General features: G+C 69.5%; 12 protein-coding genes and 1 tRNA gene. 10 read left to right on the top strand and 3 right to left on the bottom strand.

All coding sequences use genetic code 11. The features are described from left to right. Positions 1–128 precede the first annotated feature (128 nt). From JJL56_RS10950 to JJL56_RS10990, 9 genes are all read left to right on the top strand, one after another. Positions 129–1,079 (top strand): peptidylprolyl isomerase, encoded by a 951-nt coding sequence (locus JJL56_RS10950; RefSeq protein ID WP_145625549.1) that lies wholly within the window; start codon positions 129–131, stop codon positions 1,077–1,079. Between the two features lie 150 nt (positions 1,080–1,229). Beyond that, positions 1,230–2,468, top strand: coding sequence for a bifunctional glutamate N-acetyltransferase/amino-acid acetyltransferase ArgJ (gene argJ, locus JJL56_RS10955; protein WP_200485132.1), 1,239 nt, complete (start codon positions 1,230–1,232; stop codon positions 2,466–2,468). Between the two features lie 16 nt (positions 2,469–2,484). Next, on the top strand, positions 2,485–3,018 hold the full coding sequence (locus JJL56_RS10960; RefSeq protein WP_200485133.1) for a GNAT family N-acetyltransferase: 534 nt from the start codon (positions 2,485–2,487) through the stop codon (positions 3,016–3,018). Beyond that, the gene (locus JJL56_RS10965) at positions 3,018–3,461 is read left to right on the top strand and encodes a (deoxy)nucleoside triphosphate pyrophosphohydrolase (protein WP_145625552.1); all 444 of its coding nucleotides are present in this window, start codon (positions 3,018–3,020) and stop codon (positions 3,459–3,461) included. The genes JJL56_RS10960 and JJL56_RS10965 overlap by 1 nt, the downstream gene beginning before the upstream one ends. A 439-nt stretch (positions 3,462–3,900) precedes the next feature. Then, complete coding sequence (gene recQ, locus JJL56_RS10970) at positions 3,901–5,829, top strand: DNA helicase RecQ (protein WP_200485134.1); 1,929 nt, start codon at positions 3,901–3,903, stop codon at positions 5,827–5,829. Positions 5,830–5,910: 81 nt separating this feature from the next. Further along, positions 5,911–5,985 (top strand) — tRNA-Thr (locus tag JJL56_RS10975). 82 nt (positions 5,986–6,067) lie between these two features. Further along, positions 6,068–7,639, top strand: coding sequence for a glycosyltransferase (locus JJL56_RS10980; protein ID WP_200485135.1), 1,572 nt, complete (start codon positions 6,068–6,070; stop codon positions 7,637–7,639). 169 nt (positions 7,640–7,808) lie between these two features. Further along, on the top strand, positions 7,809–8,237 hold the full coding sequence (locus tag JJL56_RS10985; RefSeq protein WP_145625560.1) for a hypothetical protein: 429 nt from the start codon (positions 7,809–7,811) through the stop codon (positions 8,235–8,237). 52 nt (positions 8,238–8,289) lie between these two features. Next, positions 8,290–9,204 carry a DMT family transporter gene (locus JJL56_RS10990; protein ID WP_145625561.1) on the top strand — a complete coding sequence of 305 codons (915 nt, stop codon included), beginning with the start codon at positions 8,290–8,292 and terminating at the stop codon, positions 9,202–9,204. Between the two features lie 4 nt (positions 9,205–9,208). On the opposite strand, the gene JJL56_RS10995 is transcribed toward JJL56_RS10990, so the two are convergent. From JJL56_RS10995 to JJL56_RS11005, 3 genes are all read right to left on the bottom strand, one after another. Further along, positions 9,209–10,492 (bottom strand): TRAP transporter large permease, encoded by a 1,284-nt coding sequence (locus tag JJL56_RS10995; RefSeq protein ID WP_145625562.1) that lies wholly within the window; start codon positions 10,490–10,492, stop codon positions 9,209–9,211. Further along, entirely contained in the window at positions 10,492–11,001 is a 510-nt protein-coding gene (locus JJL56_RS11000; RefSeq protein WP_247889407.1) for a TRAP transporter small permease, read from the bottom strand. The genes JJL56_RS10995 and JJL56_RS11000 overlap by 1 nt, the downstream gene beginning before the upstream one ends. An 87-nt stretch (positions 11,002–11,088) precedes the next feature. After that, positions 11,089–12,126, bottom strand: coding sequence for a DctP family TRAP transporter solute-binding subunit (locus JJL56_RS11005; protein WP_186452902.1), 1,038 nt, complete (start codon positions 12,124–12,126; stop codon positions 11,089–11,091). A gap of 149 nt (positions 12,127–12,275) precedes the next feature. Between JJL56_RS11005 and JJL56_RS11010 the strand changes: the two genes are divergently transcribed. After that, a complete protein-coding gene (locus JJL56_RS11010) occupies positions 12,276–12,917 on the top strand; it encodes an OmpA family protein (RefSeq protein WP_200485136.1) in 642 nt (213 codons plus the stop codon). Positions 12,918–12,926: the final 9 nt, after the last annotated feature.

Consider the following 12,926-nt stretch of genomic DNA (forward strand, 5'->3'; position numbering starts at 1 on the left):
CCATGCTTAATCCCCCGCGGATTCGGGCGCGGGGCCGGACAGCCGGCGCAGCTGGTCGTCCGTCATAAGAAGCCCCCTGTCATAACATTGCCTGTGACAAGACACATCCGCCGGAAGGAAGAGACTCCATGGTGAATCGAGTGTTCCGCGCCGCCCTGCTGTCGATGGCCGCCTGCGGCCTCGCGCTGGCCGCACACGCCCAGACTCCGGCACCGACTCCGGCTCCCGCGGCGACGCCCGCTCCCGCCGCGCAGGCCGCTCCCGCCCCGGCGGAGGCCGATCCGGTGGTGGCGCGCGTCAACGGCGAGGCGGTCCACCGCTCCGACGTCCAGCGCATGGTCGCCCAGCTTCCGCCGCAGGTGCAGCAGATGCCGCTGGAGATGATCTACCCGGCGGTGATCGAGCAGCTCGTCAATTCCAAGCTGGTGGCCGAGGCCGGCTACAAGGCCAACCTCGCCGGCTCGCCGGAGGTCAAGGACGAGATCAAGCGCGCCGAGGAGCGCGCGGTGCAGCGCGCCTACATCCAGAAGGAAGTGCAGTCGCGCATCACCCCGGCCAAGCTGGACGAGGCCTACCAGGCCTTCCTGAAGCAGAACCCGGCTCAGGAAGAGGTCAAGGCCAGCCACATCCTCGTCGAGAAGGAGGATGAGGCCAAGGCGATCATCGCCCAGCTCAAGAAGGGCGGCGACTTCGCCAAGCTGGCCAAGGAGAAGTCGAAGGACCCGGTGGCGGCCGAGCAGGGTGGCGATCTCGGCTACTTCACCAAGGACACGATGGTCGAGCCCTTTGCCGACGCCGCCTTCGCCATGAAGAAGGGCGAGGTGAGCAAGGAGCCGGTGAAGACGCAGTTCGGCTGGCACATCATCAAGGTCGAGGACAAGCGCACCCAGCCGCAGCCGTCCCTGGACGAGGTGAAGCCGCAGCTCGAGCAGCAGCTCAGCAAGGACATCGTGACCAACGTCGTCGAGGACCTGCGCAAGGTCGCCAAGGTCGAGACCTTCCAGCTCGACGGCTCGCCAATGCCGAAGGAGGAGCCGGCCACGGACGCGCCCAAGGCCGAAGAGCCCAAGAAGAACTGAGGTCCCACACCGGTTGCCCCCAGCCCTCCCCCGCTTCGCAGGGGAGGGAGATCAGTCCCCTCCCCTGCGAAGCGGGGGAGGGTTAGGGAGGGGGCAAGCGCCTGACACCCCCAACATTCCCCCGCACACCAGCCCCACGAGCCCGTCCCCATGGCCACGACCGTCTCCCCCTTGGCACCCGCCGGCTTCCCGACGCTCCCGCCCGTGGCGGGCGTGCGCATCGCCACCGCCAACAGCGGCATCCGATACAAGGGCCGCGACGACCTGATGCTGGCCGTGCTCGACGCGGGCACGACGGTGGCCGGCGTGCTGACCAAGTCGCTGACCTGCTCCGCCCCGGTGATCTGGTGCCGCGACAGCCTGCCGCGCGGCTCGGCCCGCGCGGTCGTGGTCAACGCCGGCAACGCCAACGCCTTCACCGGCAAGGCCGGCGACGCCACCGTCCAGGCGACCGTCGAGGCCGCTGCCAAGATCGCCGGCTGCGCCACCGACGAGGTCTACGTCGCCTCCACCGGCGTGATCGGCATCCCGCTGGCCGCCGACGCCATCGCCAAGGTCCTGCCCGGCATGGTCCCGGCCCTGAAGGACGACTCGGCGGCGCTGGAGGCCGGTGCGCGGGCCATCATGACCACCGACACCTTCGCCAAGGGCTCGACCCGTCAGGTCGCCATCGGCGGGACGACGGTGACGATCAGCGGCTTCGCCAAGGGCTCCGGCATGATCGCCCCGGACATGGCGACGATGCTGGGCTTTATCTTCACCGACGCGGCCATCGCCGCTCCGGCGCTGCAGTCCATGCTGTCGGAGTTCACCGAGCGCAGCTTCAACGCCATCACGGTGGACGGCGACACCTCGACCAGCGACACGCTGCTGCTGTTCGCCACCGGCAAGGCCGGCAACGCCCCGGTGACCGACGCCCGGGCGCCGGAGCTGGCCGACTTCCGCAAGGCGCTGGAGGAGGTGATGCTCGACCTCGCGCTGCAGATCGTGCGCGACGGCGAGGGGGCGACCAAGTTCGTCTCCATCACGCTGGTCGGCGCCGAGAGCGACGCCGCCGCCAAGCGCATCGCGCTCACCGTCGCCAACTCCCCGCTGGTCAAGACCGCGCTGGCCGGCGAGGACGCCAACTGGGGCCGCATCGTCGCCGCCATCGGGCGGGCCGGCGAGCGGGCCGACCGCGACCTCATCAAGATCACCATCGGCGGCACGCTGATCTGCGCCGAGGGCATGGAGGTTCCGGGCTACGACGAGGCGCCGGTCGCCGCCCACATGAAGGGCCAGGAGATCGACGTGCACATCGACCTGGGCATCGGCACTGGCAAGTCCCGCGTCTGGACCTGCGACCTGACGCACGGCTACATCGACATCAACGGCTCCTATCGGAGCTGAGGCCGGCCCTGACGTCATGACCGGCGCGCCCCTGCCCGACCGCCTCGACACGGTGCGGCTGACGCTCCGCCCCTTCCACATGGAGGATGTGGAGCGTTTCGTGCCGCTGATCGGGGACTGGGAGGTGGCGCGTTGGCTCGCCCGCGTGCCCCATCCCTACGGCCCGGAGGATGGGCGCGCCTGGGTCGCCCTGGCCGCCCGCAACCGGGCGGAGCGCGCCTCGCTCGACCTGCTGGCGGTGCGCCGGAACGACGGGCAGCCGAATGACGGGCAGCCGGTGGGCGGCATCGGCGTGATCCTGGCGGACGGCGAAATCGGCTATTGGCTGGGCCGGCCGCACCAGGGCATCGGCTACGGCACGGAGATGCTGCGGGCCGTCGTCCCCACCGCCTTCGCTCTGGGCCTGCCCCGCCTGTGGGCGCGGATCGCGCCGGACAACCACCGCTCCCGCCGCGTTCTGGAGACGGTCGGCTTCCTGCCGCTCAACGATGCCGACCATTATGAACTGACCGCCGGACGCTGGCGGTTCCTCACCCGGGAGACCGCCTGATGCCGGCCTGCTTCGATCCCTCCTCCACCCCGGCCCCCGGTTCCCTGCCGACCCTGCTGGTCGTCGCGGTGGCCCTGGTGGACGCCGACGGCCGCGTCCTGCTGGCCCAGCGCCCGCCCGGCAAGTCGCTGGCCGGGCTGTGGGAATTTCCCGGCGGCAAGGTCGATGAGGGCGAGACGCCGGAGGCCGCTCTGGTCCGCGAACTGAAGGAGGAGTTGGGAATCGACACGGCGGCGAGTTGCCTCGCCCCCTTCACCTTCGCCTCGCACAGCTACGAAAAATTCCACCTGCTGATGCCGCTGTTCGTCTGTCGCGTCTGGGAAGGCGACGTGGTGGCGCGGGAGGGGCAAAAGCTCGCCTGGGTCTATCCGAACCGCATGGGCGACTACCCCATGCCCCCCGCCGACGTGCCGCTGGTGGCGATGCTGCGCGACCTGTTGTAGCCGGCTGGGGATTTGCAACGCCGGGGAATTGCGCTACCTTATCGAGAGTGGCCGGCAGGTGCTGCTAACACCCACCGGCACGCTCCTAGTGCTTAGCCGACGGTGATGCGGATTTCGATCCGCCATCGCCGCCACTGGAGCACCAGGAAAAAGAGCATTTTGGGCATGCCTCTTTCTCCTTTCGAAACGGCGGGTGGCCTATTCCACCCGCCGTTTTCACTTACACACGATCGGATGCACTCGCTCCACGGTTTTTCCCGCATCGCGCGATGCACCATCCTTGTCCCCTTACCCATTCCGGATTGCGTCTTCACGAATCGGGCGATCTGTGCCACATCATAGCCGTTGAGTTCGGGATCGCTTCCTGGCCACCAGATTTTGACCCGACCACCGGATTTTGAATCGTCCAAAGACGGACCCGCATCTGAACCGCATCGGCGTGGACTCGCTCTTCAATTTCAAGGCCCATCCGGCGGAGCCGGCCCAGGACCCTGACGGCAACCCCGCCCTGGAGGTGCTGGCGTCGGTCTTCGGCTATTCCGCCTTCCGCGGGCAGCAGGCCGACATCATCGCCCACGTCATCCGTGGCGGCGACGCGCTCGTCCTCATGCCCACGGGCGGCGGCAAGTCGCTGTGCTACCAGGTGCCGGCGCTGGTGCGCGACGGCGTGACGGTGGTGGTCTCGCCGCTGATCGCGCTGATGCGGGATCAGGTGACGGCGCTGCGCGAGCTGGGCGTGCGTGCGGCCTTCCTCAACTCCTCCCTCGACCCCGCCGAGGCGCGCGATGTGGAGCGGGCCATGGTCCGCGGCGAGATCGACCTCGTCTACGTGGCGCCGGAACGTCTGGTCACCCCGCGCTTCCTCGATTTGCTGGACCGCACCAAGCTCGCCCTCTTCGCGCTGGACGAGGCGCATTGCGTCAGCCAGTGGGGCCATGATTTCCGGCCCGAGTATCTCCAGCTCTCCATCCTGCACGAACGGCACCCGACCGTGCCGCGCGTCGCGCTGACCGCCACTGCGGACGCGCAGACCCGCGCGGAGATCAAGGACAAGCTGGGGCTGACCGAGGCCCGCGTCTTCCTGTCCAGCTTCGACCGGCCCAACATCACCTACCGCGTCGTCCCGAAGAAGAGCGAGCGCCAGCAGATGCTGGCCTTCCTGCGGGAGAACCACCCCGAGGACGCCGGCATCATCTATTGCATGTCGCGGGCGAAGGTGGAGGACACCGCCAACTGGCTGAACCAGCAGGGACGGGAGGCGCTTCCCTACCACGCCGGGCTGCCGTCGGAGGTGCGCGAGGCGAACCAGGACCTGTTCATCAAGGGCGAGGGCATCGTCATGGTGGCGACGGTGGCCTTCGGCATGGGCATCGACAAGCCGAACGTGCGCTTCGTCTGCCACCTCGACCCGCCCAAGAGCCTGGAAGCCTATTATCAGGAGACCGGCCGCGCCGGGCGCGACGGCCTGCCCGCCGACGCCTGGATGAGCTACGGCATGGCCGACGTGGTCGGACTGCGCCAGATGCTGGAGCAATCGGAGGCCGGCGATTCCCACCGCCGCGTCGAGCGTTCCAAGCTGGAGGCGCTGCTCGGCTTCTGCGAGACCTCCGCCTGCCGCCGCAAGGTGCTGCTGAATTATTTCGGCGAGACGCTGGAGGCGCCCTGCGGCAATTGCGACACCTGCCTGGAGCCGGTCGAGACCTGGGACGGCACCGTCGCCGCGCAGAAGGCCCTGTCGGCGGTCTACCGCACCGGCCAGCGCTACGGCGCCGGGCATCTGATAGACGTGCTTCTGGGCAATTCCACGGAGAAGGTGGCTCAGCAAGCGCACGACGCGCTGAAGACCTTCGGCTGCGGCAAGGAGCTGTCGAAGGCGGAATGGCAGTCGGTCTACCGCCAGCTCGTCGCCGCCGGCTATCTGACGGTCGATCTGGAGGGCTATGGCGGCTTCCGCCTGACCGACGCGGGCATCCCGGTCATCAAGGGCCAGCAGACGGTGAAGCTGCGCAAGGACCCGGTCGTCGAGAAGCGCCGCGGCGTCCACGACGCGCTGCGCCGCCACGTCTCCCGCGGCGGCTCCGCCCCCTCCGGCGGCCTGTCCGGCGAGGGCGTGTCGCGGGCGGGCGCGCGCGGCGCCCTGTCGCCCGCCGACGACGCGCTGTGGCACGCGCTGAAGGACTGCCGCACGGAACTGGCCCGCGCGCAAGGGGTGCCGCCCTACGTGATCTTCCACGACAGCACGCTGCTGGAGATGGTCGCGACGCGTCCGACGGACCACGCCGCCTTCGCCCGCCTGCCCGGCGTCGGCGCCCGCAAGCTGGAGCGTTATGCCGACCCCTTTTTGGACGTCATCCGCCAGAAAGGATAATTTTATCCATCTCCCAAAAAAGCGCTTGCGCCGGTCCGCCCCCGCGGTTAATTTCCGCGCCCACGACGCACCGACGTCGGCGCCGCAGTAGCTCAGGGGTAGAGCAACTGATTCGTAATCAGTAGGTCCGGGGTTCAAATCCCTGCTGCGGCACCACTCTAAGGCCCTGGAAGGTAACGCCTTCCGGGGCCTTTCCATGTGTGGCAATACTCATCGCGCCCTTTTCCCGACAAGGCCGATGCCCCAACCACTCGCCCCCTCCCCCCTCACCGACCTCGCCGCCGCATTGCGTCGGCCCGTGACGAGCGGGCACGAGCTGAAGGCCATCGAGACGCTCTGCGAGGCCTTTCTCGACCGCCCCAGGGCCGAGCGGGCGCGGGCGGCGCGGGAGTTGCCCCGGCTGGCGCGGGGAGCGGACACCGTCCTGCTGCTGTCGGCTATGGCCGCCGTCTCGGGCGATCTGCGCTATTACGACGAGCTGCTCGACGCGGTTGAGGGCAACATCGCGCAATCCGGGCTTGAGGGGTTGCTGCACATCCACGCCGGCATCGGGCGCCAACTCTTTTTGATGCGCATGAACCCGGCGAGCCGCCCCGGCTTTTTCGAAGAGCGGCAGTTCCCCTTTTACCGCCGCATCCTCGACGAGATCCGCCGCCGTCAAGCCATCGTCCCGCCCGCCCGCCGGGCCGGGGGAGCGGACAGCGGGCGGGTCGTGCTGGTGACCAACCAGTTCCTGTCGCTGCGCCATCAGCCGTCGCGCGACCTGCTGTCCTACGCCGCCCTGCTGGAGGACCGCTGCGGGCGGGAGGTGGTGATCCTCAACACCAACATCATGCCGACAGAGGTCCACAGCCTGTTCGTGCCCTCCTTCGCGGCGTCGGTGGAACCCGCCTTCTCCAGCGATCAGAGGATCGAGGCGGACGGCCGCACCCATCGCATGCTGTCCTCCGTCGAGCCCTGCGTCAGCCCCGGCAAGATCGCCGGGTTCATGGAGGCCATCGCGGCGCTCGATCCCGACGCGGTGCTGTCGCTCGGCGGGTCGTGCGTCGTGGCCGACCTGATGGCCGGCGCGCGTCCCACCCTGTGCATCCCGACGACCACCGGAGCCACCCTGTCGCTGGCCGACATCGTGCTGGATTTCGGCGGCGGCGCGGCACCCGCCCAGGGACCGCTGGTCCGGTCCTGGCGTCCCTTCCGCTTCCTGCATTCGCTGGCCGGGGCCACCCCGAGGAAAGAAGGATCGCGCGCCGCCTTCGGGCTGGATGAGGGCGCCTTCGTCTGCGCCGTCGTCGGCAACCGGCTGGACGAGGAGGCGGACGGCGCCTTCCTCGCCATGCTGGACGCGCTGTTCGACCGCGTGCCGCGCGCCGTCGCCGTCTTCGCCGGGCACGCCGACGCCCTGCCCCGGCGGCTGGCCGCCGCGCGCCACGCAGCACGGCTGCGCTGCCTGGGCTATGTGTCGGACATGGGCGCCCTGCTGGCGGTCTGCGACGCCTATGTGAATCCCCGGCGGACCGGCGGAGGCGCCAGCGCCGCCGAGGCCTTGGCCGCCGGGGCGGTGCCGCTGTCGCTTCCCGGCGGCGACGTCGCCAGCGTCGTCGGCCGGCACTTCATCCATCACGACTATGGCGCTTTCGTCGATCGGCTGGCCGCTCTGGCCGCCGACCCCGCCGCCTTGGCCGCCGCCGCCGCGGAGGCCCGCGTCCAAGGGTCGCGCCGCGCCGGGCCGGCGGAGGCCGCCGCCAACCTGTCGCGCTATCTCGACGAGGCGGCATCGCTGTTCCACGGCCGGCGGTCCTCAGCGGACTGATCCGGGCGAAGTGATCCGGGCCGGCGCCGTCAACCGCTTTATCGCACAGGCGGAGCAAACTCCCGGCTTGCTTTGCCGCCGGTGCCTTTCCAATAATCCGCGCTCCCCGACCGGGCGTCCGCTGGGACGCCGCGGCGGGTGTCTTATTTTCTGCAACGAGGACCTTTTCATGCGCGCCTTCGACGGCCAGCATTCCGACAACGTCGCCATCAAGCGCACGCGGGAGCAGAAGCAGCTTCAGCTCCAGCAGTTGAAGGAGCAGCTCGCCACCCTGAAGTCCCACGCGGCCCCGGCGATCCGTGAAGCGCTGATGAAGCGCATCGCCGAGCTGGACGCGGAGATGCGCCAGCCGCCGAAGCCCCCGCGCGAGGGCCGCGGCGACGGTCCCCGTGGCGAGGGGCGCGGCCCCCGTGGTGATGGTCCGCGCGGTGATGGTCCCCGTGGTGATGGTCCCCGTGGCGACCGCCCGCGCCGCGAGGGCTTCTCCCGCAGCGAGACCTTCCGGTCGGATGGCCCGCGCGGAGATGGCCCCCGTGGCGATGGTCCTCGTGGCGATGGTCCTCTTTCGCCCTTCGCCTCCCCGCGCCGCCGCGGCTGAGCCGCGAAACACCCCTTGACGGGTCCACGTCCAGCCCCATGAGTCGCCAGCCGTGAGCGAAAACGCCACCCCTGCCCGCCGCCGCCTGTTCGATCAGGCGTGGCTCCTGATGATGTTGCCGCCGCTGTTCTGGTCCAGCAACGCCGTCCTGGGCCGCGCGGTGTCGGGGGAGGTGCCGCCGGTCGGGCTGGCCTTCTGGCGCTGGACGCTGGGGATGCTGCTGGTTCTGCCCTTCGCGTGGCGGCATCTGCGGCACGACGCGCGGGCGCTGGCCGCCCAATGGCCGGTCGTGCTGCTGCTGTCGGCGCTGGGCATCGCGGTCTTCAACACCTTCCTCTATGTCGGGCTGCACACCACCACGGCGCTGAACGCGGTGATGATGCAGTCCTCGATGCCGGTGCTGATCGTGCTGATGAGTCTGGCGCTGTTCGGCGACCGGGTGACCCCGCTGCAAGGGGTGGGCATCGCCGTGTCGTTGGCCGGCGCCCTGACGCTGATCGCGCGGGGCGACCCGGCGGTGCTGATCGGGCTGCAGCTCGCCGCCGGGGATCTGTGGGTGCTGGCGGCGGTGCTCGGCTACGCCGCCTACACCGCCCTGCTGCGCCGCCGCCCGACGGTGCATGGCCTCAGCTTCATCGCCGTCACCTTCGCGGGCGGCGCGGCCATGCTGCTGCCCTTCTATCTGTGGGAAAGCGTCGGCGGGAACCCCATGCCGATCACCCCGACGGCGCTGGGGGCGGTCGCCTATGTGGCGCTGTTTCCGTCGATCGCCGCCTATCTCTGCTTCAACCGCGCCGTGGCGCTGGTCGGCGCCAACACGGCGGGAATGTGCATTCATCTGATGCCGGTGTTCGGAAGCATCCTCGCCATCCTGTTCCTCGGCGAGCAGCCCCACCTCTACCACGCCGCCGGCATCGGCCTGATCGCGGCGGGCATCCTGTTGGCCACCCGCCGCGCCAAGACCTGAAGGGTTACAGGTAGCCGAGCTTCCGGGGCAGCCAAAGCGCCAGTTCCGGCACGAAGGTCACCAGCACCAGCGCGCAGAGCATCGCCGCGACCATCCACAGCACCCAGCGCACCGTCGACTCCATGCTGATGCCGGCCACCCGCGTGGTCACCATCAGGTTCACCGCCATGGGCGGCGTGAACTGGCCGATGGCGAGGTTCATGGTCAGCATCACGCCGAACCACACCGGGTCCCAGTGGAAGGCGGTCATGATCGGGGTCAGCAGCGGCAGCAGGATCAGGAAGATCGACACCGCGTCGAGCACCATCCCCAGCGCCAGCAGCGCCACGTTCAGCAGCAGCAGGACGAGGACCTCGCTGCCCACCCCCTCGATCGCCAGGGCGGCGACCCGGTCGAAGGCGCCCAGCGTGCTGCCCGCCCAGGCGAAAACGCTGGACAGCGCGATGATGAGAAGCACCACGGCGGACATCTCCGCCGCTTCGGCCAACACCTCGTACAGCTCGCGCCAGGTCAGGCTGCGGTAGACGAAGACGCCGACGGCCAGACCATAGAAGACGGCGACCACCGCCGCCTCGGTCGGGGTGAAGGCGCCGGTGCGCAGACCGCCCAGGATGATGACCGGGGCCAGCAGCCCCCAGATCGCCTGCCGCAGGCTGCGCCAGAAGGGCGGGCGCGGGCCGGCGTCCTTCAGGCCGAAGCCGTGCTTGCGCGACAGCCAGATCGTCGGCGCCAGCAGCGACAGACCGGCCAGCACGCCGGGGATCAGCCCCGCCGCGAACAGCGCCGGCACCGACGCCTGCGGGACCAGGACGCTGTAGATGATGAAGGCGACCGAGGGCGGGATCAGGATGGCCGTGGCCGCCGCCGCCGCGATCACGCTGGCCGAGAAGGCCTTGGGATAGCCGGCCTTGTGCATGGACGGGATCATGACCGTGGCGACCGCCGCCGCGTCGGCCGGGCCGGAGCCGGAGATGCCGCCCATCACCATGCAGACCAGGATCGCCACCACCGCCAGCCCGCCGTTCTTCGCCCCGACGATGGAGGACGCGAAGGTGACGAGCTGCTTGGCGACGCCCGCCCGCTCGAAGATCAGGCCGGCCAGGATGAAGACCGGGATCGCCAGCAGCGGGTATTTGGCGATGCCCGCATAGACGTTGGTCGGAACCGACAGGATGCCGAGTTGCGCGTCCAGGATCGCCAGCGACCCCGCCAGCCCCAGGGCCACCGCCAGCGGCGCGCCGATCACCAGCAGCAGCAGGAAGCCGCCGAACAGAATCGTCAACGCCATCAGGCCGTTCCCTTCGCCGTGCGGATCAGGCGCCCGATCACGCGCAGGGAAACCACCACCGACAGCAGCGGAAGCCAGACCGTGTAGAGCCATTGCGGGTTGCCCAGGCCGGGCGAGGTTTCCTCGAACCGCCACTGGTCGTAGGTCAGGCGCCCGCCGTACCAGACGAGCAGGCCGAACATCGCCAGAGCCGCCGTCCAGGCCACCAGCTCCGTCACCCGGCGCAGGGCCGGCGGCAATTTCTCGGCGATGAAGGTGATGCGGATGTGCCGGTCGGCGGCGGCGGCGACGGCGGAACCGAACAGCGTCATGACCACCAGCAGGAAGATCGAATATTCCTCGGTGAAGGCCAGGGACACGTCGGTCAGGTAGCGCGTCACGACGTTGGCGAAGGTGACGAGGCACAGGGCGGCCATGGACAGGGCGGCGAGCGAACGCTCCAGCGTCACCGGCACCCGCGTCTTGGGCTGCTCCGTCGCCATGCCGGCTTCCAGCAGATCGTTGTTCATCGGAAAATCTCGAAGTGGGAATCGATTGCCCCCACCCTCTCCCCTTGCGGATCAGGATGGGGGCAATGACTTGGGCAGTCCGCGGGCTTACTTCCGGTTGGCGACGGAGGTCTCGGCGGCTTTCACGAGGTCGGGACCGATGGTCTTGGCCCACTTGTCGTAGACGGCCTGGGTGGCCTTCTGGAACGCCTTCTGCTGCTCGGGCGTCAGCTGCACGACCTCGACGCCCTGGGCGGCGATGTCCTTCAGCAGGCTGTCGTCCTGGGCGGTGATGCCCTTGCGGGCGATGGCGACCTCCTCCGCGGCGGCCTGGACGGCGGCGGCGCGGACCGCCTCCTGGTCCTCCTTCGACCAGCTGTTCCAGACCTCCTTGTTGACCACGAAGATCAGCGGATCGGCGACGTAGCCCCACAGCGTCAGGTGCTTCTGGCCGAGCGTCGGCAGCTTGCCGGCGACGAACACGCCGACCGGGTTCTCCTGCCCGTCGACGGCGCCGGTGGACAGCGCCGGCTGCGCGTCGGCCCAGCTCATCTGCGTCGGGTTGGCGCCCAGCGCGGTGAAGGTGTCGAGGTAGAGCGGGGAACCGACGACGCGGATCTTCAGGCCCTTCAGATCCTCCGGCGTGCGGATGGCGCGCTTGGAGTTGGAAACCTCGCGGAAGCCGTTCTCGCCCCAGGCCAGCGGCACCACGTCCTTGGTGGCGAGCAGGTCGAACAACTGCTTGCCGACCGGCCCCTGGGTCAGCGCGTCCATCGCCTTGTGGTCGGGCATCAGGAAGGGCAGCGAGAAGAGGTTCAGCTCCTTCACCTGCGGCGACCAGTTGATGGTGGAGCCCACCGCCATGTCGATCACGCCCTGGCGCAGCGCGGTGAATTCCTTGGTCTGGTCGCCGTTCACCAGGGCGGAGCCGGGATACATCTTCACATTGATGCGCCCGTTGGTCTTCTCCTTGACCAGCTCGGCCCAGCGGTCGCCGCCGATGCCCCAGGGGAACGGCTTGCCCAGCACGGTGGACAGCTTGTACTCGGCCTTGTAGTCCGCCGCCGCCGCGCCGTTGGCGACCACGCCCGGCAGCACCATGGCGGCCAGCGCCAGACCGGCGAACAGCGCCTTCATCGACTTCATTCTTGTTTCCTCCCACATACCGCAAACGAAAGATCGGACCGGGATCGTACAGAGGCACGCACGACTGTTCCACGCGGAATTTGACGGCCCGCCCCCAAGCCTGGGACAATGCCGTCATGCATATGTGCAAAATCCCAACAATCGGGGCATTGACGGTCGGACTTTTAGGGGGCTGGCTGGCTCTTCCGGCGGGTGCTGCCCTGGCGCAATCGGCGGCGACGCCCGCCGTCCCGCTCGGCCCCAACCCCAGCGAATGCGAGATCCAGGCCGCCCTGTTCGGCGCCGCCGGACCCGGCTGCCCGCCCATCGTGATGAAGCGCCCGCCGCCGCCGCCCGTCGCGGCGGCACCGCCCCCGGCTCCCGCCCCCGCATCGCCTCCCGCCCCGGTGGCGGTGCCCGCCCTGCCGGGGCCGCCGCCGGACCCGCCCGTCGCGGCGCTGAAGGCCGGGCTCCGCGCCGCCTTCCGGATCGGCTTCGACTTCAACTCGGCGCGCATCCGCCCGGAATCGCGGGCGGTGCTCGACCGCATCGGCGCGGTGATGACGGCGCCGGAGGCGGCGACCGCCCGCTTCCGCATCGTCGGCCACACCGACGCGGTGGGCGGCGACACGGCCAACCGGGCGCTTTCGCAACGCCGGGCCGACGCGGTCGCGGATTATCTGGCGGAGCGGCACGGCGTGCGCCGCGACCGGCTGGACACCGCCGGGATGGGCGCGCGGGAACCTCTGCTGCCCAAGACGCCGAAGGCCGCTGAGAACCGGCGGGTGGAGATCGTCAATCTGGGAGGATAGGCTTTCCTC

Source organism: Azospirillum aestuarii (assembly GCF_016632405.1).
In the GTDB taxonomy this organism is placed as follows: Bacteria; Pseudomonadota; Alphaproteobacteria; order Azospirillales; family Azospirillaceae; genus Azospirillum; species Azospirillum aestuarii.

Coding starts and splice junctions, on each gene's coding strand:
- JJL56_RS10950 (WP_145625549.1), top strand. CDS start 129: ATGGTGAATCGAGTGTTCCGCGCCGCCCTGCTGTCGATGGCCGCCTGC.
- argJ (WP_200485132.1), top strand. CDS start 1,230: ATGGCCACGACCGTCTCCCCCTTGGCACCCGCCGGCTTCCCGACGCTC.
- JJL56_RS10960 (WP_200485133.1), top strand. CDS start 2,485: ATGACCGGCGCGCCCCTGCCCGACCGCCTCGACACGGTGCGGCTGACG.
- JJL56_RS10965 (WP_145625552.1), top strand. CDS start 3,018: ATGCCGGCCTGCTTCGATCCCTCCTCCACCCCGGCCCCCGGTTCCCTG.
- JJL56_RS10980 (WP_200485135.1), top strand. CDS start 6,068: ATGCCCCAACCACTCGCCCCCTCCCCCCTCACCGACCTCGCCGCCGCA.
- JJL56_RS10985 (WP_145625560.1), top strand. CDS start 7,809: ATGCGCGCCTTCGACGGCCAGCATTCCGACAACGTCGCCATCAAGCGC.
- JJL56_RS10995 (WP_145625562.1), bottom strand. CDS start 10,492: ATGGCGTTGACGATTCTGTTCGGCGGCTTCCTGCTGCTGCTGGTGATC.
- JJL56_RS11000 (WP_247889407.1), bottom strand. CDS start 11,001: ATGAACAACGATCTGCTGGAAGCCGGCATGGCGACGGAGCAGCCCAAG.
- JJL56_RS11005 (WP_186452902.1), bottom strand. CDS start 12,126: ATGAAGTCGATGAAGGCGCTGTTCGCCGGTCTGGCGCTGGCCGCCATG.